The sequence below is a fragment of the Serratia sp. LACPHL-BACT-2024-00286 genome (assembly GCF_043109535.1).
GTDB lineage: Bacteria > Pseudomonadota > Gammaproteobacteria > Enterobacterales > Enterobacteriaceae > Serratia > Serratia sarumanii.
Genome location: NZ_JBICNA010000001.1, coordinates 38,163 through 63,162 on the forward strand (window position 1 = coordinate 38,163; position 25,000 = coordinate 63,162).

The 25,000-nt window shown below is 59.6% G+C and carries 23 protein-coding genes, 2 tRNA genes and 1 pseudogene; 13 read left to right on the forward strand and 13 right to left on the reverse strand.

The window, feature by feature from the left end; genetic code table 11:
• The first annotated feature begins 115 nt into the window (after positions 1–115).
• Complete coding sequence (locus ACF8MC_RS00210; RefSeq protein WP_164104876.1) at positions 116–1,090, forward strand: GlxA family transcriptional regulator; 975 nt, start codon at positions 116–118, stop codon at positions 1,088–1,090.
• A 76-nt stretch (positions 1,091–1,166) separates the two neighbouring features.
• The gene (gap, locus tag ACF8MC_RS00215; RefSeq protein ID WP_047571446.1) at positions 1,167–2,177 is read left to right on the forward strand and encodes a type I glyceraldehyde-3-phosphate dehydrogenase; all 1,011 of its coding nucleotides are present in this window, start codon (positions 1,167–1,169) and stop codon (positions 2,175–2,177) included.
• Positions 2,178–2,231: 54 nt separating this feature from the next.
• Here gap and ACF8MC_RS00220 read toward each other — a convergent pair.
• Positions 2,232–2,307 (reverse strand) — tRNA-Asn (locus ACF8MC_RS00220).
• Between the two features lie 99 nt (positions 2,308–2,406).
• On the reverse strand, positions 2,407–3,207 hold the full coding sequence (gene mtfA, locus ACF8MC_RS00225) for a DgsA anti-repressor MtfA (protein ID WP_033635147.1): 801 nt from the start codon (positions 3,205–3,207) through the stop codon (positions 2,407–2,409).
• Positions 3,208–3,299: 92 nt separating this feature from the next.
• Here mtfA and ACF8MC_RS00230 point away from each other — a divergent pair.
• Positions 3,300–3,389: transfer RNA gene (locus ACF8MC_RS00230), tRNA-Ser, on the forward strand.
• Positions 3,390–3,624: 235 nt separating this feature from the next.
• Here ACF8MC_RS00230 and ACF8MC_RS00235 read toward each other — a convergent pair.
• The 3 genes from ACF8MC_RS00235 to ACF8MC_RS00245 form a co-directional block, all read right to left on the reverse strand.
• Positions 3,625–5,994 (reverse strand): glucose/quinate/shikimate family membrane-bound PQQ-dependent dehydrogenase, encoded by a 2,370-nt coding sequence (locus tag ACF8MC_RS00235; RefSeq protein WP_164104875.1) that lies wholly within the window; start codon positions 5,992–5,994, stop codon positions 3,625–3,627.
• A 181-nt stretch (positions 5,995–6,175) separates the two neighbouring features.
• Positions 6,176–7,552: an aromatic acid/H+ symport family MFS transporter gene (locus ACF8MC_RS00240; protein WP_049197318.1), complete on the reverse strand. Its 1,377-nt coding sequence runs from the start codon at positions 7,550–7,552 to the stop codon at positions 6,176–6,178.
• Positions 7,553–7,807: 255 nt separating this feature from the next.
• On the reverse strand, positions 7,808–9,703 hold the full coding sequence (locus ACF8MC_RS00245; protein ID WP_033647895.1) for a bifunctional sugar phosphate isomerase/epimerase/4-hydroxyphenylpyruvate dioxygenase family protein: 1,896 nt from the start codon (positions 9,701–9,703) through the stop codon (positions 7,808–7,810).
• Positions 9,704–9,932: 229 nt separating this feature from the next.
• On the opposite strand from ACF8MC_RS00245, the gene pcaH reads away from it, so the two are divergent.
• From pcaH to ACF8MC_RS00260, 3 genes are read left to right on the forward strand one after another with little or no spacing between them, the layout of a single operon-like run.
• On the forward strand, positions 9,933–10,670 hold the full coding sequence (gene pcaH, locus ACF8MC_RS00250; RefSeq protein ID WP_033647894.1) for a protocatechuate 3,4-dioxygenase subunit beta: 738 nt from the start codon (positions 9,933–9,935) through the stop codon (positions 10,668–10,670).
• On the forward strand, positions 10,670–11,290 hold the full coding sequence (pcaG, locus tag ACF8MC_RS00255) for a protocatechuate 3,4-dioxygenase subunit alpha (protein WP_033635143.1): 621 nt from the start codon (positions 10,670–10,672) through the stop codon (positions 11,288–11,290). Before pcaH ends, pcaG begins: the two co-directional genes overlap by 1 nt.
• Positions 11,291–11,348: 58 nt before the next feature.
• Entirely contained in the window at positions 11,349–12,281 is a 933-nt protein-coding gene (locus tag ACF8MC_RS00260) for a LysR substrate-binding domain-containing protein (protein ID WP_033635142.1), read from the forward strand.
• 9 nt (positions 12,282–12,290) lie between these two features.
• On the opposite strand, the gene pcaC is transcribed toward ACF8MC_RS00260, so the two are convergent.
• From pcaC to ACF8MC_RS00290, 6 genes and pseudogenes are all read right to left on the reverse strand, one after another.
• A complete protein-coding gene (gene pcaC / locus ACF8MC_RS00265; protein ID WP_223182120.1) occupies positions 12,291–12,701 on the reverse strand; it encodes a 4-carboxymuconolactone decarboxylase in 411 nt (136 codons plus the stop codon).
• A pseudogene (gene pcaD, locus ACF8MC_RS00270) lies at positions 12,702–13,445 on the reverse strand (3-oxoadipate enol-lactonase); the annotation flags it as partial. It abuts the gene before it with no gap.
• Entirely contained in the window at positions 13,442–14,785 is a 1,344-nt protein-coding gene (locus ACF8MC_RS00275) for a 3-carboxy-cis,cis-muconate cycloisomerase (protein WP_074027547.1), read from the reverse strand. The gene ACF8MC_RS00275 and the pseudogene pcaD, both read right to left, overlap by 4 nt.
• 3 nt (positions 14,786–14,788) lie before the next feature.
• Positions 14,789–15,991 (reverse strand): 3-oxoadipyl-CoA thiolase, encoded by a 1,203-nt coding sequence (gene pcaF, locus ACF8MC_RS00280; RefSeq protein WP_033647890.1) that lies wholly within the window; start codon positions 15,989–15,991, stop codon positions 14,789–14,791.
• 10 nt (positions 15,992–16,001) lie between these two features.
• A complete protein-coding gene (locus ACF8MC_RS00285) occupies positions 16,002–16,655 on the reverse strand; it encodes a 3-oxoacid CoA-transferase subunit B (protein WP_039565321.1) in 654 nt (217 codons plus the stop codon).
• Positions 16,656–16,665: 10 nt separating this feature from the next.
• Positions 16,666–17,355 (reverse strand): 3-oxoacid CoA-transferase subunit A, encoded by a 690-nt coding sequence (locus ACF8MC_RS00290; RefSeq protein ID WP_033647888.1) that lies wholly within the window; start codon positions 17,353–17,355, stop codon positions 16,666–16,668.
• Between the two features lie 189 nt (positions 17,356–17,544).
• Here ACF8MC_RS00290 and ACF8MC_RS00295 point away from each other — a divergent pair, with 189 nt between their 5' ends.
• The 3 genes from ACF8MC_RS00295 (at position 17,545) to ACF8MC_RS00305 (ending at position 20,357) form a co-directional block, all read left to right on the forward strand.
• Complete coding sequence (locus tag ACF8MC_RS00295) at positions 17,545–18,351, forward strand: IclR family transcriptional regulator C-terminal domain-containing protein (RefSeq protein ID WP_033635136.1); 807 nt, start codon at positions 17,545–17,547, stop codon at positions 18,349–18,351.
• Between the two features lie 135 nt (positions 18,352–18,486).
• Complete coding sequence (locus tag ACF8MC_RS00300) at positions 18,487–19,119, forward strand: helix-turn-helix domain-containing protein (protein WP_033647887.1); 633 nt, start codon at positions 18,487–18,489, stop codon at positions 19,117–19,119.
• 275 nt (positions 19,120–19,394) lie between these two features.
• Positions 19,395–20,357, forward strand: coding sequence for a hypothetical protein (locus ACF8MC_RS00305; RefSeq protein ID WP_033635134.1), 963 nt, complete (start codon positions 19,395–19,397; stop codon positions 20,355–20,357).
• A 49-nt stretch (positions 20,358–20,406) separates the two neighbouring features.
• On the opposite strand, the gene ACF8MC_RS00310 is transcribed toward ACF8MC_RS00305, so the two are convergent.
• Positions 20,407–20,841, reverse strand: a complete 435-nt coding sequence (locus tag ACF8MC_RS00310) for a DoxX family protein (protein WP_164104874.1) — start codon at positions 20,839–20,841, stop codon at positions 20,407–20,409.
• A gap of 217 nt (positions 20,842–21,058) precedes the next feature.
• On the opposite strand from ACF8MC_RS00310, the gene ACF8MC_RS00315 reads away from it, so the two are divergent.
• The 3 genes from ACF8MC_RS00315 (at position 21,059) to ACF8MC_RS00325 (ending at position 23,283) form a co-directional block, all read left to right on the forward strand.
• Entirely contained in the window at positions 21,059–21,259 is a 201-nt protein-coding gene (locus ACF8MC_RS00315; protein WP_015378375.1) for a hypothetical protein, read from the forward strand.
• A gap of 77 nt (positions 21,260–21,336) precedes the next feature.
• A complete protein-coding gene (gene gspS / locus ACF8MC_RS00320; RefSeq protein ID WP_047571465.1) occupies positions 21,337–21,735 on the forward strand; it encodes a type II secretion system pilot lipoprotein GspS in 399 nt (132 codons plus the stop codon).
• 114 nt (positions 21,736–21,849) lie between these two features.
• A complete protein-coding gene (locus ACF8MC_RS00325) occupies positions 21,850–23,283 on the forward strand; it encodes an EmmdR/YeeO family multidrug/toxin efflux MATE transporter (RefSeq protein ID WP_164104873.1) in 1,434 nt (477 codons plus the stop codon).
• Between the two features lie 62 nt (positions 23,284–23,345).
• Here ACF8MC_RS00325 and ACF8MC_RS00330 read toward each other — a convergent pair whose 3' ends face one another.
• Positions 23,346–23,618 carry a hypothetical protein gene (locus ACF8MC_RS00330; RefSeq protein ID WP_033647885.1) on the reverse strand — a complete coding sequence of 91 codons (273 nt, stop codon included), beginning with the start codon at positions 23,616–23,618 and terminating at the stop codon, positions 23,346–23,348.
• Between the two features lie 775 nt (positions 23,619–24,393).
• On the opposite strand from ACF8MC_RS00330, the gene ACF8MC_RS00335 reads away from it, so the two are divergent.
• The gene (locus ACF8MC_RS00335; protein WP_033635129.1) at positions 24,394–24,918 is read left to right on the forward strand and encodes a fimbrial protein; all 525 of its coding nucleotides are present in this window, start codon (positions 24,394–24,396) and stop codon (positions 24,916–24,918) included.
• The last annotated feature ends 82 nt before the right edge of the window (positions 24,919–25,000 follow it).

Here is a 25,000-nt window from a genome sequence, read left to right on the forward strand (position 1 = left end):
TGTTGGCCCGTCGGCGCTTGCCTGCGGGCTTTTTTATGCCCGCATGGTGAACCGGCGAGGCTTTTCTTATACAGTGGCTGTCTGACCTGTTTTGCGTGTTCTTCCTATTATCGCCATGCATACATTCCTGATTATCGTCCCTGAAGGGGGCATGCTGTTCGAAGCGGCGGGCATCGCCGATATCCTGATGCAGGCTAACCGCCTGAACCCTGCCGAAGCGCCGCTGTATCAGATCGCTGTCGCCACCACGCAATCCCATCGGGTGGTACATGGCCTGTCCGGGCTGAGCCTGTTGGCCGACCACCGCCTGGCGGATCTCGATCCGGCCCTGCCGCGCGATACCGTCATTGTCGCCGGCAAGGGGGCGACCGAAGAAGAGGGCGCCCTGGTGGCGGATTGGCTGCGCCGCGCGGCCCCGCAGGCGCGCCGTATTGCCTCCGTTTGCGGCGGGGCTCTGCTGCTGGCCGAAGCCGGATTGCTGGACGGGCGGCGGGCGACTACCCACTGGCGGCTGGCGGAAACGCTGCAGGCGCGCTTCCCGCGGGTGCAGGTCGAGAACGGCCCGATCTACGTGCAGGACGGGCCGATCTGGACCTCCGGCGGCGTCAGTTCCGGCTTCGATCTGACGCTGGCGCTGGTGGAGGACGACTACGGCTTCGTGCAGGCGCGCGAAGTGGCGCAGGATCTGGTGATGTTTCTGCGCCGCCCCGGCGGGCAGGCGCAGTTCAGCCGCTACCCGCTCAACCAGGCCAAATCGCCGGGCCCGATCCGCGACCTGCAGTCCTGGATCCTGGAAAACCTCGCCGACGATCTCAGCGTCGATCGGTTGGCCGAACGCGTGGCGATGAGCCCGCGCAACTTTACCCGCGTATTCACCCGCGAGACGGGCATTTCTCCCGCCAAATTCGTCGAAGAAGGGCGGTTGCATACTGCCAGGCAGCGCCTCGAGCAAAGCGCGGAAGACATCGAACAGATCGCGCTGGCCACCGGTTTTGGCAACGGCCTTAACCTGCGGCGGGTGTTTGAGCGCAAACTGCAGCTGACCCCGAGCGAATACCGCGAACGCTTCCACGCGCGCAATTTGGCGTAAATTGATCGTTAAACGTCATTTACGCCGCCTCGGGGCAGGGCTAGATTTGAGGCAAAGCCCAAACGAGGAGAGCATCATGGTGAAAGTAGGCATTAACGGCTTCGGCAGGATCGGGCGCAACGTGCTGCGCGCGGCGCTGGGGCGCAGCGATTTTGAAGTGGTGGCGATCAACGATCTGACGGACAGCAAGACGCTGGCGCACCTGCTGAAATACGACACGCTTTCCGGCACGCTGGCGGCCAAAGTGGAAGCCGGTGACAACCAGCTGCTGCTGGACGGCCGGCCAATTCAGGTGTTTTCGCAGCGCGATCCCGCCGAGATCCCCTGGCGAAGCGTGGGCGTGGACGTGGTGATCGAAGCGACGGGCTTCTTTACCGATAAAGCCAAGGCGGAAGTGCACATCACGCACGGCGGCGCCAAGCGGGTGATTATCTCGGCGCCGGCCAAGAACGACGACATCACCATCGTCATGGGGGTTAACGACCAGCTCTACGATCCGGCGCGGCATAAAGTGGTCAGCAACGGCAGCTGTACCACCAACGGGCTGGCGCCCGCCGCGCAGGTGTTGCATCAGGCGTTCGGCATCGAATACGGGCTGATGAACACCACCCACGCCTATACCAACAGCCAGGCGCTGCACGATCAGCCGGAAAAAGATCTGCGCGGCGCGCGGGCGGCGGCGGAGTCGATCGTGCCTTACTCCAGCGGCGCGGCCAAGGCGCTCGGCAAGGTGATCCCGGATCTCGACGGCAGGTTGACCGGTTACTCGCTGCGGGTGCCGGTGCCGGTCGTCTCGATCGTCGATCTGACGGTGACGCTGAAACGCCCGGCGACGGTGGAGGAGATCAACGCCGCTTTCCGCGCGGCGGCGGCGTCCGGCCCGCTGAAAGGGATCCTGGGGTACAGCGATGAACCGCTGGTGTCGAGCGACTATCGGGGCGATGCGCGCTCGTCGATCATCGACGGCCTGTCCACGCTGGTCATCGGCGGAAATCTGGTGAAGGTGCTCGCCTGGTATGACAACGAGTGGGGCTTCTCCAACCGCTTGGTCGATCTGGCGCTGCTGATGGAAAAACGCGGGCTGTAAACGCCCCATAGCAAAAAGCCCGCTTAAGTTTCCTTAAGCGGGCTTCTCTAAATATGGCTCCTCTGACTGGACTCGAACCAGTGACATACGGATTAACAGTCCGCCGTTCTACCGACTGAACTACAGAGGAATCGTGTGAACGGGGCGCATCATATCCAGCGGCCCCGGGTGTGTCAACGCTAAATTGCCTTGAGTGGTGCGACTGCTCGGTATCTGAGCAATGTGCCCGTCAATCAGCCCATTGCGCGTCGTTTTCCGCCTGGCCGCGCAGCAGGCGCGCCAGCGGATCCTGGCGGTAGAAGCGGCAAAAGTGCTGATACAGCGCCGGAAAGCGTTCTGCCAGCAGCTCGGGGGCGCTGAAAAAATACTCCGACAGCACGGCGAAGCACTCGGCCGCATCGGTGGCGGCGTAGGCGTCCATGCTGGCGGCCTCTTCGCCGACCATGTCGATCTCGTCCTGCAGACTTTCCATCGCGGCGTGCAGATCGTGCTCCCAGGCGGCCACTTCGCGCAGCGGGATCGGCGGCACGCCGGTGGCGACGCCGCCGTTGCGCATATCCAGCTTGTGCACCGCTTCGTGGATCACCAGATTGAAACCGGAGAGATCGAAAGAGTCCTGCACGTCTTGCCAATTGAGCACGATCGGCCCCTGTTCCCAGCTCTGGCCGGACTGCACTACCGGCCCCGAGTGCACCAGGCCGATTTCGTCCTGCCATTCGTCTTCCACCACGAACGGGGTGGGGTAGAGCAGGATTTCGTTGAAGCCGTCGAGGCACTCCGCGCCGAGCTCCAGCACCGGCAGGGCGAACAGCAGGGCGATGCGCGCCTGCATTTGTGAGGTGAGCTGCAGCCCCTGCAGCGGCACGATGCGCTTTTGCTGCAAGATTTGCCCGGCGACGGCCACCAGCCGCTGCCGCTCCTGCTCATTCAGCGGCGAGAGCAGCGGGATCGCCAGCGCGTCCTGCCACTGGGCCTCGATGTCTGCCTGGGATTGAGAGGGTTGAGTCGCTTTCCACGGCCATTTAATCATCAGGTTGCTCGTAAACTCATCACTTGAACGTTCAGCGGTATGCTAATGCTGTAAAAATGCCGCAAAAGCGGGCATGATAGCAAGCGTTGTCAGGAGAGATGCCGGAGCGGCTGAACGGACCAGTCTCGAAAACTGGAGTAGGGGCAACTCTACCGGGGGTTCAAATCCCCCTCTCTCCGCCACTATTCAATCACTTACGAATAAATCTTTCAACGATCCTCATCACAGTAAAACCACCGTTCTTATCGGCTGTCGTCCTTATTTTCCTGTGCCGACCCTTTGCCGACGTTATCAAACCGTCTTTTCGTCTTACCGTTTGTCATGTTGTGAACGATAGGGCGGGTTTGACGCCGCCCGTTGCCGATGGGATTGACTCACTCTGTAAACCCGATGCGCCTTGATATTTCTCGTGCGGGATTACTTGTCCGGCAGCGCATAGGCGATAATGTAGTCGCCGCGCATCGGTGATTGGCGTGCGCCCCCCGCATTGATGACAATGTACTGCTTGCCGGTTTTCGGCGAAAGGTAAGTCATCGGGCCGGATTGGCTCCCGACCGGCAAGCGCGATTTCCAAATCTCTTTACCGTTGGCGGTGTCAAAGGCGCGTAAATAGAAGTCCTGCGTGCCGGCGAAAAACAGAAGACCCGACTGCGTCGACAGCGGCGCGCCCAGCGTTGGCATGCCGATAGGGATCGGCATATGCATGCTGATGCCGAGCGGCCCGGTATCCTCGACTGTCCCGACAGGGACCTGCCACACCAATTTGCCGGTAGTCAGGTCCACGGCGGACATCGTGCCGAACGGCGGTTTCTGGCAGGGGATCCCCAGCGGGGAGAGGAACCGTTCTCGCAGGGCCCCGAACGGGGTGCCCTCCATCGGGACTATTCCCATTTCAATACCGCTGGCGTTGGTCGGCACCTTATCCCTCGGCACCAGATAATGCGCCAATCCCAGACGCATGTCGTTAACGAACATCAGGTTATTGTGGGGATCCACGGCGACGCTGCCCCAGTTCATTCCTCCCAGAGAGCCAGGGTATTGCAGGGCGCGGTCTTCACCCGGCGGGGTGAAAATGCCTTGATAGCGCATTTCTTTAAACTGAATGCGGCATAACAGCAGGTCAATCGGCGTTGCGCCCCACATATCCGACTCTTTCAGTTGTTCATTGCCAATCATCGGCATCCCCACTGAGTACGGCTGAGTGGGGGAATAGCGTTCACCCTTGATCGTTCCCGCCGGCACAGGGCGCTCCTCAACTTGCGCGACGGGCTCGCCGGTCACGCGGTTGAGCATGAAAATCATGCCTTGCTTGCTGGTTTGCACCAGAACCGGCGTAATGCCGCCTTTGCCGTCGGGCAAATCGAACAACAGCGGCTGTGAGGGCAGATCGAAGTCCCACAAATCGTGGTGGGTCGTCTGATAGTGCCAGCGAACTTTGCCGGTAGCGGCGTCTACGGCGACGACGGCGGAGCTGTATTTATCGTCCAGCGCGCTGCGAGTGCCGCCGAAAAAGTCTGGCGTCGCGTTGCCTGTGGGTAAATAGATGAGGTTCAACCGCTTGTCATAGGACATGGCTGACCAGACATTCGGCGTGCCGCGAGTATAGGTTTGCCCCTGCGGCGGCAGGCCGCTCAGTTCAGGGTTGCCCGGATCCCAGGCCCACACGAGGTTGCCGGAGTGAACATCATAAGCTCGAACAACGCCGGGAGGCTCATCGGTGGAAAAGTTGTCCGCTACGCGTCCCCCCACGACGACGATTTCTCCGGCCACCAGCGGCGTGGAGGTTTGTTGATAATAGCCCGGTTTGATTTCGCCCATGCCGCTGCCGAGATCGACGGTACCGCGATCGCCAAAGGCGTCGCACAATTTCCCCGTGTCGGCATCAAGGGCGATGAGTCTGGCGTCAATTGTGGGCAGGAACAAACGACGCGAACAGATCGCGGGTGGGCGACTCGAGCCTGTTGCTGCAGGAGCGGCGTGATCCTCGTAGTAACCCAGGCCCCGGCAGCGCTGCCAGTTCGGCGAGGCGGCCTGCGGATCGAAACGCCATTTTTCTTTCCCGCTATCGACATCTAAAGCCAGTACTTTACTGTACGGGGTGCAGACATAAAGCGTGTCGCCGACCTGCAAAGGCGTATTCTGATCTTCCGCGCCCGAACCTTTGCTCACGGGAAGATCGCCGGTATGGGCAGTCCAGGCCACCTGCAAGCGGGAAACGTTCTGCTTGTTTATTTGATCAAGTGCGGCGAAGCGATCGCCGTGCGGGGTATTTCCCCAGTGCTCCCAATTCTTTTGTTGCTCGCCGGCGGCTACTGGAAATACGGGGATGGTTTTCGTCGCGCTGACCAGCGGTTGGGATCTGAACATCCACCCGAAGCTGACCCCCAACCCGATGGCCAGGATCGCCGCTAAGCCTAAAGCCGGGCCTTTTTTGGCCGAATGGCCAGGCATCAATGGCCAGGCGATAGCGCAAAGAAATGCTAAAACGCCGAGGGTGAAAAGGCGCGAGAACAGCGGCCAGTAATGCCAGCCGGCATCGGCGACGGCCCAAAACAGGGAGGCGACGAAGGCGATCGCGTACAGGATAATGCCGCTGCGACGGCGCCGGGCAATCAGTACGGCGGCGATAATCATCGCCAGACCCATCGCCACGAAATAAAACGTTCCGCCGACGAAGGCCAATCTGGCGCCGAGAAGGCAGATTGCCAGGCCGATAATGAACATCAATCCGGCAAGAAACCACAGGAGGTACTTCTTCCCGTCCCGCGTCCTGTGCGCTTTTTGCATATGAGCTCCTTAGTGATTTTTCTCTGAGGCGGTTAAAAAGGGGAATGAGGTGGCGGTGCGCCTTCCGTCTCAGGCGTCACGTGTTTGCAGCCGGAAGGCGTCTGTACCGAAGAAAGGAAGGGAGGGAATGTCATTCCCGCTATCCTGTCGTCGCTGTTCAAACGGGGGCTACTCCGCGCGTTCAGCGCATGTCATTTGAACGTGCGTCAAGGTAAGCCGTATACCCATGCCCTGCCGCTTGGCGAACTTGATGGCGCCCTTTGGCGACGATCATCGCCACCGTCAATAGCGCCGGCAGCGCCAGCACGGTGAAAATGGTGCTTAAGCTCCAACCGAGCGCCAGCATTTCAGCGCCGGCCAGCGCGCTCAATATGGCGCCCAAACGACCGATGCCGTGCATCCAGCTGGAGCCGGTAGCCCGGGCTTCGGTGGGATAAAAACTGGCCGACAGGGCGTTCATGCCGGTGTTGGCTCCTCCGATGCAGAATCCGATCGCCATCGCGCAGCCTCCCATCAGGACGGGGTAGCCCATCGCAGGCCCCATAAGCAGGGTGAACAGCGCCCCCATCCCATAAATGGACGCCAAAGCGCGATGCGGTTCGGACCTGTCCATCAGCCAGCCGGAAAACAGTGAGCCCAGCGTGCCGCCCGCCTGAAACAGGGCGGTGATGATCGCCGCTTGCGTGACGTTGAAGCCGCCGTCTTTAATCAGCAACGGCAGCCAGCTGCCCAACGTATAGAACAGAAACAGCGCGGAAAAATACGATCCCCACAGCATTAAACTGCCGAAGCGATACTGCGAGCTCACCACTAATTTGATGGGGTGCGCGCAGGCCTGGTTTGGCGGGGGCAATATGATGGTGCTGTGCCGAAGATCGAGGTCGGGCGCCAGTTTCGCCAAAATCCGCTGAATTCCGTCGTTTTTCGCCCGTTTCTCCACCAGGAAACACACCGATTCGGGTAACGCCGCCATCAGCACGGGCGCGAACAGCAGGGGCAAGATCCCGCCGAGCAGCAGCACGGAATGCCAGCCGAAGCGTGGCATCAGCCAGGAGGCGGCGAATCCGCCCAAGGCGGCGCCAAAGGTGAAGCCGCAGAAGACCACGGTAATCAAGAAAGCGCGGCGCCGGGCAGGCGCGAATTCCGCCACCAGGGTGCCGACATTCGGCATGGCGGCGCCCAGCCCCAAGCCGGTGAGCAGGCGAAATAACATCATCTGCTCCATATTTTGAGAAAACGCCGTCACCAGCGTCCAAACGCCAAAAAAGAATACGCTGTTGATGATGACCACTTTGCGGCCGAACCTGTCTGACAATGGCCCGGAAAGCATCGCGCCCAGCGACAGGCCAATCAGCGCCGCGCTGATCACCAGCCCCAGCTCGCGATTAGTGATTTGCCAATCGGCCTTAAGCTCTGGCGCAATAAATCCCATGATAACGATATCGAATCCATCCAGAGCAATGATGCAAAAGCCGAGCAGCACGACCATCTTTTGCCATTTCCCTAAGGGGCGGCTGTCGATCAGCGCCCGAACATTGATTGCGTTGTTTCCCGACATGGGGGGCTCCCGGTGCAGTAGTTGAGTGTCATCACTATAAGCAGCCGTTGGCGGGGCAATAAATGTCGATTATCGAAATAATGTGCGTTTATCGGACGATGAGGTGAGAGGGAAGTGAGGGTGGAATGTTAACCTTATGTTATGAAAAGGGATTGCCGTGGGAATGGCTGAGCCGGAAGCGGTTGAGAGTGTGAGCGCGATCATTAACCTTTTCAGTAAGATGAAAGAATGAGCGGGCCTTGATGGCCCGCACGGTTAACGCATGGCGGTGAGCCGAACCGGGGCGTTGGCGGCCCCGAAGCCGCGGTAGCCGCCCCGACGTTCCAATAACTCGAAGAAGAAGCGCCCTTTCTCGTAGGCGACGGTATAGACGTGCAGTAATTCTCCACCTTGCTCGTCTCGATCGTAGAGCACATTGAACGCTTGCAGCTGCGAAAGGAAAACGGGATCAAGATCGAAACGCGCTCTGAGGTCTTGATAGTAGTTATCGGGGATGCTCAGCGTTTTTAATCCACGCTGCTGAGCCGCTTTCACGACGCTGAACAAATCATTACAGCCAAAGGCGACATGCTGTAATCCCGCGCCCTGATAGGTGGTTAATGCCTGGGCGATTTGGGTTTCCCGGCTCACCGACATATTCAGCGGCAGCCGGATGGCGTCGTTGGGGCTGCGCAACACGCGGCTGCGCACCAAACCCAACGGATCGGGCAGTTCCCACTCGTTGTCCTGCACAAAACCCGGCACGCTGCGCAGGAACATGATCCAGTTGCCGCAAGATTCGTCCGTCAGCGCTATCGCGAGGTGATCGATGCTCTGCAGTGCAGGCGGCGGCGCGCTGCGATGAGTCAGATGAAAATCGGTGTGATAAATATCGTTCTTGGGATCTTCGTCCGCCTCGACCAGATAAATCAGGCTGCCGTCCGGTGCGCACAGGGCGGGAATTTGCCGCTCGTTGGGGCCGGTTTCTCCTTGCCAGAGGGCGTAACCGTAGTCTTGCGCCCGTTGCAGTAAACGCGCTACGCCGCGAACCCGCCACGCCACGGCGCAAAGAGAAATGCCGTGCAAGTGATAATAGCCGCTGGCCTGACTTTCCGGCTGGGCATTCAGAATGACATTCACTTTGCCGTTGCGATAGAGGGCGACGCTTTTGGAGCGGTGTTCGCCGGCGTGAACCAATCCCAACTGCGTCAGCCATTGGCCCATCGCCAGCCCATCGCTGTGCGAGACGGCAAATTCGATAAACTCCAGCGCCAGCAAGGGGGGATGCGCTTCTGAATGAAATAATGAATGTTCTATGAGCGAGGCCATGGCGTTGGGCAGCAGAGGCTGTTTGGCCAACCAGTCATAGGTTTGTTCCTCCAGCCACAACAACGATCGGAAACCGTCCTGAGCCGTGGGAAGCACCGGCGAGGCGCGGAAACCATCGTTAAATATCTCCAGCGACCAGGCGCCGCGATAGCCATGCGCGGAAAGTTGAGTCATGAATTGAGCCAGGTTCAGCTCCCCTTGGCCGGGGAAACAGCGGAAATGGCGGCTCCAGGCGAGCACGTCCATCTTCAGCAGCGGGGCGTCCGCCAGTTGTACAAACACAATTTTTTCGGGCGGGACTTCATCAAGGCCGTCAAGATTATCGCCGCGCGACAGGATATGAAAACTATCGAGAATGATCCCCAGCGCCGGATGGTCTACGGCCTTAACCCGCGCCCAGGCGTCGCGCCACAGGTTCACGTGACGCCCCCATGCCAGCGCTTCATAACCGACAGTAATATCATACTCGGCGGCCAACTCCGCCAACGCGCGCAAATCGCTCACTTGCGTGGCCATGTCTTCGCTGCTGTCGGGCGAGACATTACTGCAGAGCAGCATGCGCGAGCAGCCCAATTGCTGCATGACGTCGAACTTGCGCGCTGCGCGTGAAAGGTTCTGCGCCAGGCTTTCGCGCGGGCCGCCTTCGAAGTCCCGAAACGGCTGGAACAGCAAAATTTCCAGGCCCAGTTCGGCGCACAGATCACGAATTTGCGCCGGTGAACCGGGGTAATAGACCAGATCGTTATCGAAAATTTCGACGCCATCAAAGCCTGCGGCGGCGATAGCCCGCAGTTTTTCCGGCAGCGAGCCCGATACCGAGACCGTCGCGATAGAACGTTTCATCATTGCCTCCAGTTAAGCGGTCATGGATGACCTGAAAGCGACCATTCAGTAGCGAGGCGGACCACCGACGGGAATTGAAACCTGTTATGGACCAAATGAAATGTTTCGTCAATTCAGAACATTCCATGACTTTTAGTTATATAAAGCGATCGGTTTTCTCACTTTACTTTTACATATTGCGCTTCCTACACTCTGTCGACATGTACCCTCAAATAATAAGGATACCGGGATGAAAAGTGATTGGATGGCGCGAGAACTGGTGCATCGCGATTACAGCCATCACCCGCCTGCGCTGGCGCCGCTGTATAAAACCAGCGTGCTGCGATCGCCGCGCAATGCATTAATTTCATTGCAAAACTCGCTGTCTGAACTGACCGCACCCGTGTTCACGCCAACGGATATCGGCCCGATTGATCACGATCTGATTCTGAACTACGCCAAAGACGGCTTACCGATCGGCGAGCGGATCATCGTGCATGGATATGTGCGCGATGCCTTCGGGGCGCCGGTGCGCAACGCCCTGGTCGAGGTATGGCAGGCCAATGCGGGAGGGCGCTATCGTCACAAGAAGGATCAGTATCTGGCGCCTATCGATCCCAATTTTGGCGGCTGCGGCAGGATGCTGACCGACGACAACGGGTATTACTGTTTTCGCACCATCAAGCCGGGCCCGTACCCCTGGCGCAATCAGGTCAGCGACTGGCGTCCGGCGCATATTCACTTCTCGCTCTCCGGCGAGGCGTTCGCGCAGCGGTTGATCACGCAGATGTATTTCGAAGGCGATCCGTTGCTCGTTCGTTGCCCCATCTTGCAGTCGGTAGGCAGCGACGATGCGATGCGCACGCTGATTGCCGAGCTGGATATGCACGCCGCCGTGCCGCTGGACAGCCTGGCCTACCGCTTCGATCTGGTGCTGCGCGGCCATCGGGCCACGTGGTTTGAGAACCGTACACAGGGAGCCGCGTGATGAAAAAGTATTTGTCTGAAACGGCCTCGCAAACCGCCGGCCCTTATGTGCACATCGGTTTGGCGCCGCATGCCGCCGGTTTTGACATTTTTGAGCGTAATTTCACCCATGTGTTGACGCAACCGGAAACGCGCGGGGAACGCATCGTGGTGGAAGGGCATGTTTATGACGGTACCGGCACGCCGGTGCGAGACGCGCTGGTTGAAGTCTGGCAGGCCAACGCCGCCGGACGATATCAGCATCCCGCCGACGGCCAACGAGATAAACCCGACGACCCCGCTTTTCGCGGCTGGGGGCGAACCTGTTCGGATTTCACCAGCGGCCTGTGGCAATTTGAGACGATCAAACCGGGCAGAGTGATGGGGCGCGACGGCCGGCTGATGGCGCCTCATCTCAATTTATGGATCGTGGCCCGCGGCATCAACATCGGGTTGAACACGCGTCTTTACTTCGCCGACGAGCAGGCGGCGAACGCTGAAGATCCGGTGTTGAACCTCATTGAATGGGAGAAACGGCGCGGCACGTTATTGGCGCAAAGGCGGCAGCGCGGTGATCAGACGGTATACCATTTCGATATCTGGCTACAGGGCGAGAACGAGACCGTTTTTTTTGATATTTGACCTCCGTTTGCCCTGTGAATGAGCTTGCCGCGTCGGCGGCAAGTTAATACTATAAATCATGAACATGACTTCTCGCTTTAGCCAACGCATCCGCCTGCGTCATCTGCACGCCTTTGTCGCTACCGCGCAGCAGGGGACGCTGGTGCGCGCCGCACAGCAATTGGGCATCACGCAGCCCGCCCTCTCCAAAACGCTCAATGAACTGGAAAGCCTGGCCGGCGAGCGCCTGTTTTCGCGCAGCCGGCAGGGGGCAGAGCTGACCGCCGCCGGGGCGCGTTTCCTGCAGGATGCGGGGCGCGTTTTGGATGCGCTGAATGTGTTGGGGCGTACGGTCGCATCGGACAGCGAGGCGCTGCCGGCGCCGCTGCATATCGGGGCGCTGCCCACCACGCTGGTGAGTTTGGTCGCGCCGGTCGTGGTGGGGTTGCAGCAGCAATCGCCAGGTTGGCGCATGCAGGTTTCGACGCTGGCCAACGATGCGCTGATGATGGCGGTGAGATCCGGGCAATTAACCTTAGGGATAGGGCGTATGTCAGACCCCTCTCGCATGGAGGGGCTCAATTTCGAGCTGCTGTATCATGAAACGCTGCGGCTGGTGGTTTCCCCCCATCATCCGCTGCTGCATGCGGATGTCACGCTGGCGGAGGCCCTGAGTTGGCCATTGGTGCTCTCACCGCGTGGGACCGTACCGCGCCAGAATGCGGAGGCGCTCATTGTCAGCCACGGGCTGGCCGTGCCGGAAGGCTGTGTCGAGACCTTGTCGGTCACGCTGGCGCGCTGCCTGACGTTGCAGTATGGCTATGTTTGGCTGGTGCCTTACGGCGCGGTGCGCGACGATCTGTTCGGCAATCACCTGCGTGCGCTGCCGTTGCCTACTCAGGGAATGGCAGAACCGTTGGGCATCATTACCCGGCAAGAGGCGTTCACGCCCCCTGAGCAGCAGCGCCTGGTCGCAGCGCTGCGTCAGAGAGTACTGGATGTGCCGGTATAAACGGCTGTTCTATTCGACCGGCGGCTGCCCGGCATCGTGTTCGGCAAAGACGGATTGCGCCAAATGAAAGGCGGCGTTCGAGGCGGGCAGGCCGCAGTAAAGCGCCGCATGCATCAGGACTTCTTTGAGCTCTTCGCGCGTGACGCCGTTGTTGAAGGCGGCTCGTATATGCATTTTCAGTTCAGCTTCGCGATTCAGGGCGATCAACATCGCGATGGTGATCAGGCTGCGGGTATGGCGCGACAGACCCGGACGCGTCCACATTTCCCCCCAGGCGTAGCGAGTGATGAAATGTTGAAATTCCTCGTTGAACGGCGACAGCGCCGCGAGGGTATTATCGACATGCTCATCGCCCAATACGGCTCTGCGCACCGTCATGCCTTGCTGATAGCGTTGCCGCTGCGTGAGCTGTTCATCCAAAAAGGCCCGGAAAGTGCGATTGAATGCCCGCCAGGCCTCGACGCTGGAAAGGTGAGAGGCGGGCAAGATGACGCATTGAGCGCCGGGAATGCCCGCCACTAACGCTTTGGCATCATCGACGGTGGTTACCGCGTCGTCATGTCCGGCGATAATCAGCGTCGGCACGAGGATCCCTTCCAGCTCGGCGCGTAAATCGGCGTTTGCCAATGCTTCGCAGCAAGCGGCATAGCTGTTGGGATCGCAGGCCGTCAGCTGATTCAATAATGCTTGCACCCTGGCGGGGGCGGATTGGCAAAATGCCGGCGTGAACCAGCGTGATGCTGCGCCATCGCTGACGGCGGACATCCCCGACTGACGCACTTGCGCGGCGCGTTGTCGCCAATTCGCCGCCGTTCCAATTTTTGCTGCGCTATTGGCGATGGTCAACGTCAGCAAGCGCTCGGGATGAAAACGCGCCAGCCATAATCCCGTTAACCCTCCCATGGAGATACCGCAAAAATGGACGCGCTCAATCGCCAGAGCGTCCAGCAATGACAGCACCTGTCTGCCCAGCAGCGCCAGCGATCCGGGTTGTTCACCGGGCGGCGATGCGCCGTGGCCGGCAACGTCGTAGCGCAGAATGCGATAGTGGGAGATGAGCGCGTCGCGCTGCGGTTGCCACATTGCCAATGACGTCCCCAGCGAGTTGCTGAACAGAATGACCGGGGCGTTTTCGGGCCCTTCCAGGACATAATTCAACATCATTGCTCCTTTTCGGCCGATGCCAGAACTTGTTGAATGAAACGCTGTGCGCTGCCTGTGGCATTGGCCGGATCGAGCAACGTCTCCAGAGCTTCCCGGCTGAGTCGGGAAGAGACTTCCGCATCGGCGCACAGCAGGGTTAACAGGGATTGCTGCGTTGCCTGAGCCTGGCGGCAACATTGCGCGATATGCTGGTGCGCCTGCTGGCGGCCGAGAAGCGGGGCTAAGGCCAGGGAAACCGATTCAGCCATGATCTGCCCCTGCGTCAGCGCCAGATTGCGCCGCATCGCCGCTTCATGCACCTCCAGGCCGTTAACGAGGTCAAGGCTTTGCGCCATTGCCGCTCCGCTCAGCACCAGGAGCTGCGGCAGGCTTTGCCACTCGGCCTGCCAGCCTCCCAGCGCGCGTTCGTGCTCTTGCACCTGGCCGGCATACAATCCCGCCATCAGCGCAGGCAAGCGGTTAGCCGCGCTGAGGATGGCGGCGCAGAGTACCGGATTGCGCTTATGCGGCATGGTGGAGGAGCCGCCGCGACCCGGGGCCGAAGGTTCGCTGATTTCAGCGACCTCGGTTTGCATCAACAGCGACATGTCACGCGCCAGCTTGCCGAGCGTGCCCGTGAGTCCGGCATACCAGCCGGCCAGTTCCAGCAACCGGTCGCGTTGGGTATGCCACGGCGTGGCGCTGCGCGGCAGCGCCAGCGCTTCCGCCAGCGCCTGCTCGACGCGTTCTCCCTGCTCGCCGAACGAGGCGAGCGTGCCGGCGGCACCGCCGAATTGCAGCGCCAGCACGCGTGGCCGGATCTCAGCCAGACGAACCCGAAAGCGCAGCAAGGCGTCCAGCGTGCCGGCCAACTTCAGCCCCAGCGTCGTGGGTAACGCGTGTTGCAGCCAGGTGCGGCCGACCATTAACGTTGCGCTATGGCGCCGACATTGCGCCGTCAGCGCCGCAATCAACTGATTGAGCAGCGTGTCGGTTTGGCTGAGCGCGCTGCGCAGTTGCAGCACCAGCCCGCTGTCAATCGCATCCTGACTGGTTGCCCCCCAGTGAACGAAGCGCGCCGCGTCCGGCGAGCGTTGAGCCACCAGCGCCGTCAACTGTTTGACGAGCGGAATCGCTAAGTTGCCCGCCAATCCGGCGGACTGCGCCAGCGCGGCGGCGTCGAGTTTTTCCGCCCGGCAGTGGCTGCGTATGATTCGAGCCGACTCGTCATCGATAATCCCTGCAGATGCCAGGGCTTGCGCCAGGCCGGCTTCGAAATCGAGCATGCCCTGTAGCAGGGCCGTATCGCTGAAGCAGGGCGTTAATGGCGACGTCATAAACATTGCGCTATAGAGTGACATTGGTTATATCCGTTCCAGAATCAAGGCGACGCCCTGCCCAACACCTACGCACATGGTGCACAGGGCAAAGCGCCCGCCGGTGCGACGCAGCTGATAAGCGGCGGTCATGGCCAGCCTGCCGCCGGATGCGCCCAGAGGATGGCCCAGCGCGATGGCGCCGCCGTTAGGGTTGACCTGTTCCGCATCATCCGGTAACCCCAGGGCACGCGTCACGGCCAGCGCCTGGGCGGCAAAGGCTTCATTCAACTCGATGACGTCCATTTGCGCCAGGCTCAAACCGGTTTGCGCCAGTACCTTGCGGACCGCGGGAACCGGCCCGTAACCCATGATGCGCGGCTCTACGCCGCAGGCGGACATGGCGACCACCCGCGCCAGCGGGGCGAGTCCATACTGCACCGCCGCGCGTTCGCTGGCAATGAGCAGGGCGCTGGCCCCGTCGTTGATGCCCGAGGCGTTGCCGGCGGTGACGCTCCCCTCGGCGTGTACGACGCCCTTCAGTGCGGACAGCGCGGCCAAAGAGGTGCTGCGGGGATGTTCGTCGCGAACCAAGTTGAGCGGTTCGCCTTTGCGTTGCGGAATGCTGACGGCGATCAGTTCCTCATCAAACAGGCCCAGTTCCTGAGCGCGGGCGGTGCGTTGTTGGCTGCGCAATGCAAAGGCGTCTTGATCGGCGCGGCTGACGGCGAATTCGCGAGCCACATTTTCGGCGGTTTCAGGCATGGTTTCGACACCGAACTGAGCGCGCATTTGCGGATTGATAAAGCGCCATCCCATCGTCGTATCTTCCATTTTCAGCGATCGGCTGAAGGCGCTGTCCGCTTTGCCGGTGACAAAGGGCGCGCGCGACATGCTTTCCACGCCGCCCGCGATGATGACCTCCGCTTCGCCGCATTTAATGGCGCGCGCCGCCATCCCTACCGCGTCCAATCCCGAACCGCACAGGCGATTGAGGGTGGTGCCCGGCACGGAGTGCGGCAATCCGGCCAGCAGCAGCGCCATTCGCGCCACGTTGCGGTTGTCTTCACCGGCCTGGTTGGCGCACCCCAGAATAACGTCATCAATGGCCTGGGGATCCAGCTGCGGCAGCCTGGCAAGCAGCGCCTTCAGGGGCAGAGCGGCCAAATCGTCGGCGCGCAGCGCGGATAATGCGCCGCCGTAACGGCCAAAGGGCGTACGAACGGCATCGCAGATTAAAGCCTGTTGCATGGCGATTTCCTCAAGCGGGGATCAGGTCAGATTGCAGTAAACGTATCGGGGTTAACGCTTGCAGCGCGTCAAAGGTGAGCCCCGGACACAGCTCCAGCACCTGCGGGCCGTCCGGGGTGATATCAAGGATTGCCATATCCGAATAGATGCGGCTAACGCAGGCCAACCCGGTCAACGGGTAGCTGCACTGTTCCACCAGCTTGCATTCGCCGGTCTTGGTCAGGTAGTCCATCATCACATAGACTTTGCGCGCGCCGATGGCCAGATCCATGGCGCCGCCCACTGCCGGGATCGCGTCTTCGGCGCCGGTGCTCCAGTTGGCCAGATCGCCGGCAGCCGAGACCTGATACGCCCCCATCACGCAGATATCGAGATGGCCGCCGCGCATCATGGTAAAAGAGTCGGCGTGATGGAAATAACTGCCGCCGGGCAGCAAGGTCACCAGCTCTTTGCCGGCGTTGATGAGTTCCGGATCTTCTTCGCCCGGCGCGGGTGATGGCCCCATGCCGAGCAGGCCGTTTTCGCTGTGCAGAATCACTTCTTTGTCGGCGGGCAGGTAGTTAGCGATGCGGGTCGGCAGCCCGATTCCGAGGTTGACGTAGGCGCCTTCCGGAATATCGCGCGCCACCCGTTGGGCTAATTGGTCGCGGGTTAATTTTTGCATGTTGTACTCCTCAGGCAGAGAGGGAAAAGGTCGCGGGGCGCGCCACCGCCACCAGGCGCTGGACGAAGATGCCCGGCGTTATCACGTTTTCCGGATCCAGTGCGCCCAACGGCACCAATTCAGCCACCTGCGCTATCGTCGTGGCGGCGGCCATCGCCATCACCGGGCCAAAATTACGCGCCGCTTTGCGGTAAACCAGATTGCCCCAGCGGTCACCCCGATGGGCCTTTATCAAGGCGAAATCCGCCTTTAAGGGCGTTTCAAACACGTAATGACGCCCGTCGATTTCACGCGTTTCTTTGCCTTGCGCCAGCGGCGTGCCAAAGGCGGTTGGGGTGAAAATGCCGCCCAACCCGCTGCCGGCGGCCTGCATGCGGGCCGCCAGGTTGCCCTGCGGCACCAGTTCCAGTTCGATCGCGCCGCGGCGATAAAGATCGTCGAAGACCCACGAATCGGCCTGGCGCGGGAAGGAGCAAATCATCTTTCGCACACAGCCGGTCTTGAGCAGCGCCGCGAGGCCGCTGTCGCCGTTGCCGGCGTTATTGCTGATTACCGTCAGCTCGCGAGCACCGCGTTCAATCAGCGCATCGATCAGTTCCAGCGGCTGTCCCGCGGGGCCAAAGCCGCCAATCATGATGCTCGCGCCGTCCGGAATGATGGACACGGCATCTTCCAGGGTGGCCACACTTTTATCGATCATCTGTTGTTCCTTTTGTTCGATGCCCGCCGGGGGAGTGTCTATCGTCAATGGGAAAAGTAGATCGTCCCTTTCAGGCAAACAATACCGATTATCGAAAAAGTGTGCGATTATCGGCTATTGTTTAACAAAGGTTCGCAGGCTGTGATCGTCGGCACACCGAAATTTCAGGCAGACAGCGGGGTAACGAGAATGGAAAAAGGACAGGAAATTACGCGCAGCAGCACCGATCCCTGGAAGGGGGATCCCGACTTTATGGCCTCTTTGGCGCGAGGATTGGAAGTCCTGCAGGCTTTTACGCCGCAGCGGCGGCTGATGTCGGTATCGCAGATTAGCCAGCGTACCGGCATTCCGCGCGCGGCGGTGCGCCGCTGCCTTTACACCCTGAGTAAGCTGGGCTTTGTGTACGCGGAAGACGGCAAGAATTATGAGCTGCGCCCGCGCGTCTTGTCGCTGGGCCATAACTGGCTGGCGGCTTCGCCGTTGGCCAACGCCGCGCAACCGGTGTTGAGGCAACTCAGCCAGACGCTCAATGAGTCCTGTTCCATGGCCATATTGGACGGTGATGACATTCTTTATATCGCCCGCGCATCGACTTCGCGGATCATGACCATCGATTTGCACGTCGGCAGTCGCTTACCTGCCAGCACGACGTCGATGGGGCGGGTTCTGCTGAGCGGGCTCGCCAATGAGCCGTTGAATGACTATTTGGCGCGGCTGACGCAACTGCGTTACACCAGCCATACCCTGGTGAGCGTTAGCGCATTGCGGGAAGAGCTGGCGCGCGTGCGTCAGCAGGGATATGCCATCAACGATCAGGAACTGGAGATTGGCCTGCGTTCACTGGCGGTGCCGCTCACCACGCCGGACGGCCGTATCGCCGCGGCGTTGAACGTCGGTGTGCATGCCAGCCAGGTTTCCGCAGAGCGTTTGTATCAGCACCACTTGCCTTTATTGCGCTCGGCCGCGGAAGAGATATCGCTGCTGTTGCACGACTAATCTTGAACTTTGGGTACCTGCCGGAGTTAACGCCGGTTTTTTACCGCGCCAGGTGAGTCATGCGGTGTTGTACTGTTGCCCGCGGGTAAGGTAATTTGCTGTTGGCAAAGATGACTGACGCGGGGGCCAACGGACATGAACGAGAAAATCGACTATCACATCGAGAAATACCATTTCGCGCCGCTGGATGAGGCCCCGCGCCTTGCGCACCAGTGGCGTGAGGTGCTGAACGAGTGCCGCGAGACGCAGGCCGGGGCGGAAGAGCGTCTGCGCATTGCGCTGCTCAACGTGGACTATGTGACCAGTTTCGAATTGCCGTTTCGCTTATTGCTGGTGCGGGCGCCGCAGCTGATCGCCGGCCTGCGCGATGAGCTGTCGATAAGTCAAAAAAATGTGGTGTTCAACGGCAAGCGTTTCGGCTGTGTCTACAGCCTGAAAAGCGATTTGAGCGGCGTGCCGGAGGCCTTTCAGTACAGCCTGTCGACCCGTATTCATCGAACCTCGGCGTCGGGCGTGGACGCGCTGCCTTACCGGGAAATCGCCAAGGCGCTCAAAGCGCCGCGTGAGCGGCTCAAGCTGGCGCTGGAGCAGGGGCTGCCGGTAACGGCGCTGGATGGATTGTTCTGGTTCGGCATCCAGCGCATTGCCGCCGAGGTGCGCAGGCTAAGAAAAACCGGCATGGCGATCGTGACGGCGGAAACCGAGATCTTCGACACCCTGACCGGCACGACGCGCAAGGTCCCGGTGTACCGCCTGGCCGAGAGTTAATGGCCGATAGCCGGCGGTTTATATTATGAGGCTTGATTCCCGCCGGTCTCCGCCTGGCTCTTCTACGATCCTTTTTTTACCCGCATCTCCTCGCCGTTCGGCAAGAAAACCGACGCGACGTATTCCTCAAACTTGACTCAGCGTTCGTTCTGCAGCGGCACAACACAGACGGCGGGCCATCGTCGATAGCCGGTGTCACGATGGTGTTTCCGGTGGTCGGCGCCGTTTGCCGCCCACCTTTGGCTAACATCGACGAGGGTTTGAAGGAGAAGAGTATGCTGAAACGTTTTGCACTGCTGTGCTGGTGCCTGATCGGCGCCAACGCTCTGGCGGCGGGCCCCAACGCCAATATCAAGTATTACGGCTATGACTGGCTGGACTTTTATGAAACTGCCACGCCGTCTTTCAGCGCCACAGAGGCGCTTAAGGCGATTACCGGCACCGGCTTCAGTATGACCAATCTGAACGTGGTGCACACGTTGGCAAGCCTCAATCTGCCCGTTTGCGCCGGTGGCACCTGCGCCGTGAACATTCAGGCTGGTTCGGGTGCGGTCTCGGGATCGCCGTTTATCGATATCTGCCCTGGCGCAGACTCGAACGGCAGTTGTCAGGCCGCGGGTTCCTGGAACGCCATTTGGACGGCGGTGAAAAAGATCGCCGAAGCCAAACATAAGCCCGGTGCCATTTATTTTATCGATGAGCCGTTCGACGTTCCCGCGTTACAGACCGCGGGGAAATACGACGCTTACCAATATTCAAGCTATGTTTGCACCCTGCGGCAGGCCATGCAGCAGTATGGCGTCGCGATCCCCATCTACACCATCTTGTCCTACCGGCATGCCAACAACGCCGAATGGATCCGTGAAATACAGCAGGGCGCGCCTGCGACCGCGTGTCCGGCCAACGTAAAAAGCACGCCCGATTGGGTTGGGGTGGATAACTACAACTGGTCGGTGGCGGATATGTGGAGTACCTACAACCGCCTGGCGCCGATAAGCGCAGCCGGACAAAAGTGGGTGTTGGTACCGCCTTCCACGGCATCGTTAGGAATGAACGACCAGCAACTGCATGCGCAAATTCAACTGTATTGGGATTTTATTAACCAATATCCCAATGCGCCTGTGGTTTACATCATGAACTGGCGGTTTGATCGCGAGGTTACCGAGAACCGTGCAGCCTACCCTCAATCGACCGCCTTACTGTCTTTCATGGCGAACACGCTGCTTGCCAAACCTTAGGCATGCAGAGAGGAGGTTCGAATCAGGAACCTCCTTTTAATAGTGCCGCTTACCGATAGGCTTCATTGCGCGCGATCGCGTATTTCCCGCTGCCCAGCAGCAGGATGACGACCCCACCCATAAAGAACACCAGTTCGTTTTCAATGCCCCAGGCGCCGACGTCGGTGACGGTAAACACCTTGCCGGTGCCCACCATCAGAAACGCCACCACCAGCGTGAGGGCGTAAATCAGCGCGGCGGGGCGGGTGAACAGCCCCAAAACGATCAGTATCGGCGCCAGGATCTCCCCTACATACACGCCATAGGCGATGAAGGCGGGCAGCCCCTGTTGTTGTAACGCATCGGCGATCCAGCCGACGCCATGCTGAATTTTCGCCACGCCGTGAAACAGCATCAGCCCGCCGAAGGTCAGTCTGAGCGCCAACTTACCGGCGTCCGGGCGATCAAAAAGGCGCGTGAATGCCGCATTCAGTGACTTAACCATGACCCTTCCTCCTGAATAGGAATGATTTTCAATCAATATATCAGCAAGGTGAATGCGAAAGATGTTCTGGATCAGTAAAACGGCGGGCTTTACGTCGAATCAGCGGGCGAGGTTCGGCGGGCATTGCGCATGGCAGCGCAGGCTGTCCCCGCGACCCAAATCGCGGTAAAATGCAGCAGTTCACCCTATCGCATTCCATCAGGCCGTCGAACCCGCTATGAAAACGCGCAAACCGCGCCGTCCGCCCGGGCGGTGGATCTATTACATCCTGCATGAAGACATGCTGTGGCCCTGCCCGGTCAAATGGGAGTGGGAGAGCGGCTATAACGCCTGGCTGCCGTTTTACTATTCCCCCACGCTGGAGTTCGTCGCCGGCAACCCCGCCCGCGCCACCAAGGTCAGCAGCGGCCGGCGCTAAGCGTGTAACCCGCCTTGCCGCCCGGCATCCGCTCACCTAAGATCATTGCATCACCCACAGGTTTTCCGGGAGCGCCCATGTCTAGTCTGTTTCGCACTTCTCTTTGCGGCGCGGTGGCGTTGCTGCTGCTTGCGGGTTGTCAGCAGACGGCGCATAAACCGGCGCCGCCGCTGCAGGCGCAGTTGGATCACATTGCTCTGATGCTGGCCGGCGGGCATTTCCTGCGCGTGGCGTGCGGGCGCAGCGAAGTGCCGGACGATGTGAAATTGCAGCGCACCGCGATGCGTACGGCGCAGCACCGCGGCTGGGACACGCATGCGGCAGGGTATCGGCAGCTGCCGGCGCTCACCCAGGCGCGCTATCTGGCTCTGCAACAGGATAATCAGCTGCTGACGGATAAATGCGCCACGCTCAGCCGCAGCACCGCGCGCTTTATCGCGGCGGCGCAGGCCGATCAGGAAGACTACATGGAGTAGCGTTGCGGCAAGCCTGTCGGGCGCTCGTCACGGGCGCCCAAAAATTCTTTGCAGGATAACGATTTATCGATCATCATTTGAAATGATGTTTCACTTTTATCCACCGAGCCCACCTTGAACCTGTATGCCGCCCTGCGTCAGCGCGTGGAAAATACGCCCTGGTACGCCAAACGGAAAAGCTACCGCGTGCTGTTCTGGCGCGAGATCACGCCGCTGGCGGTGCCGATCTTCCTGGAGAACGCCTGCGTGCTGCTGATGGGGGTGCTGAGCACCTTTCTGGTGAGCTGGCTCGGCAAAGAGGCGATGGCCGGGGTGGGGCTGGCGGACAGCTTCAACATGGTGATCATCGCCTTTTTTGCCGCGGTGGATCTCGGCACCACCGTGGTGGTGGCCTTCAGCCTCGGCAAGCGGGATCGCAGGCGCGCGCGGGCGGCGGCGCGTCAGTCGCTGGTCTTGATGACCGGCGTGGCGCTGCTGTTGGCGGCGGGCATTCATCTGGCGGGCGAACCGATCATCGATGTGATCGCCGGCGCGGCCTCGCCGAAAGTGAAAGCGCTGGCGCTCTCTTACCTGCAGACCACGGTGTGGAGCTACCCGGCGGCGGCGATTGCGCTGATCGGCAGCGGCGCCCTGCGCGGCGCGGGCAACACCAAGATCCCGCTGCTGATCAATGGCGGCATGAATATCCTCAATATCATCATCAGCAGCATCCTGATTTACGGCATGCTGGGTTGGCACGGGCTGGGCTTCGTCGGCGCCGGGCTGGGGCTGACGATTTCCCGCTATATCGGCGCCATCGCCATTCTCTATGTGCTGGCGATCGGTTTTAACCCGGCGCTGCACATCACGCTGAAAAGCTATTTCACGCCGCTGAAGATGAGCATCCTGTGGGAAGTGCTGGGGATCGGCATTCCCGCCAGCGTTGAATCGGTGTTGTTCAACGGCGGCAAGCTGTTGACGCAGATGTTCGTCGCCGGCATGGGCACCAACGTGATTGCCGGTAACTTCATCGCCTTCTCCATCGCTTCGTTGATCAACTTGCCGGGCAACGCGTTGGGATCGGCCTCGACCATCATCGTCGGCCGGCGGCTCGGCAAAGGCGAGATCGGCCAGGCGGAGCGGCAGCTGCGTCATATTTTCTGGCTGTCTACCCTTGGGCTAACCGCCATCGCCTGGGGCACGGCGCCGCTGGCCGGGGTATTCGCCGCGTTTTATACCTCGCAGGATGACGTGAAATCGGTGGTGAAAACCCTGATTTGGCTCAACGCCGCCTTTATGCCGATCTGGGCCGCTTCCTGGGTGTTGCCTGCCGGGCTGAAAGGCGCGCGCGATGCCCGCTTTGCCATGTGGGTGACGATGCTGGGCATGTGGGGCTGCCGCGTGGTGGCGGGCTACGCACTGGGCATTGAACTGGGCATGGGCGTGGTGGGCGTCTGGTTGGGGATGTTCCTCGATTGGGCAGTGCGCGGCGCCTTGTTCTATTGGCGCATGGTCAGCGGGCGCTGGCTGTGGAAATATCCGCGGATGAGGCGAGAGAGGAAAGGTTAACCGTGTATTATCGGGGAACTGCCGGCGCCGATTGAACGGCCGCCGGCAAGAAAATGGCGTCGTCAGGAGTGGTGAGTCGAAGGATACCAGCGCAGTGAGTTATTGACAGGGCCTTGGGTGACCAGCACTTTTCCCTTGCCCGCCAGGCTCAGCAGCAAATTGCGCGCCTGATAAATCGTCAAGTCGTTGGACTCGGCCAATTGGCGCGTGGTGGGCCATTCGCCGGGGGGCGGCGGCGGCGTTTCCCTGGCTGAAGGGCACAGGTTGTGTAGCGTCGTGAGTAAATGTTGCTGCAGGTTCTGCAATTCTTGTTGTTTTGAGATGCGTTTTGCCATGTAAGCCTCCCTTAAACTTCAGGTGAGTTTTGATATAGCGGTAAAAGATGGGTCAGAGAATAGTGCCGGTTGCCGACAAGACGCTCCTGAGCTATTCCCGGACGGCCGTCTGAACCTGATATTTTCGCCGCTATAACCCGGCGGCGGGCAAGGGGCAGGATGGAGAATGCCGTTGCCGGGGGCCCGGCCGGCTGTGTGTATTGGCTGTATTTCATTGTTTTGCTCCATGGTGTACTTCCGAGCCTGGTTTTCACCTGTTCGGATCGTTAAGTCTTCCTTCTCTTTCTCGGCGCATTATAACGCAAATAGCAAAATGGCGATCGTTAATGTCGTGGAAAATATGTTTTTCGATACAATTGACTGGTGTTATTGCTTTTACGATCTGTTGTCTCGCAAAAATATATTCGTCTCGTGGTTTTTGGGCTTATATTTTGTATTTATTGGTTTTGATTAAAATGGCTTTCCAAGGTGTGAGTGTTTTTGTAAGAATAACCAGGCCAAAATGAGCGGGTAAGACGAAGCTTATTTTAAATATCTCTGAAGGGTAAGTCTTTAGACGATCTTTATTTAAGCGTGTTTTTCTTTTGCCTGTTTAGCTATTCGTTTATAACCCTAATTGGGTGGTAATGAATTGACAGTCGCGATTTCACAATTGCGACGTCTTTCTTTTTGGCGAAGAGTAATACCGTTATTCATTCTGGAATGTATAAATGGCTGTTAAAGGAACGGGAGCAATCCTGCGCTTTTTACACAATATTAAAGGAATAAGTGAATTATGAAACTGAACAAAATCATGCTGGCAACTGTTCTGGCGTTTGGCGTGTCTTCTCTGGCGAATGCCGCCGATCAGGGTCATGGCAAAGTGACTTTTACCGGTTCTATTATTGATGCTCCTTGCTCCATTGCGCCTGAATCGGTCGATCAAACTGTGGAAATGGGGCAGATTTCCAATGTCGCGCTGAAAAATGGCGGCAAATCAGCGCCGCGTCAGTTCGATATTAAACTGGAACAGTGCGACACCTCCACGCTGAAAACCGTCACCACCACTTTTGACGGCAAGGCTTCCGCCGCGAACCCTGATCTGCTGGGCATCATCGGTACCGCCAGCGGCGCCAGCATCGCTATTACCGACATGGCGAGCAATCCGATCAAACTGGGCACCGCAACGGCTCCTCAGACGTTGAACGACGGCAACAACACGCTGCGCTTCGCCGCTTACCTGCAGGGTGACGGCGCTTCCGCCACCGTGGTTCCAGGTGATTTCACCGCCGTAGCCGATTTCAAACTGGCTTACCAATAAGTCTCATCGCCATTGGCGTGACGTCTTTTATGCATGCGGGATATCCCGCATGCATTTTCCCAGGATGAAGGGTATTTGTCAG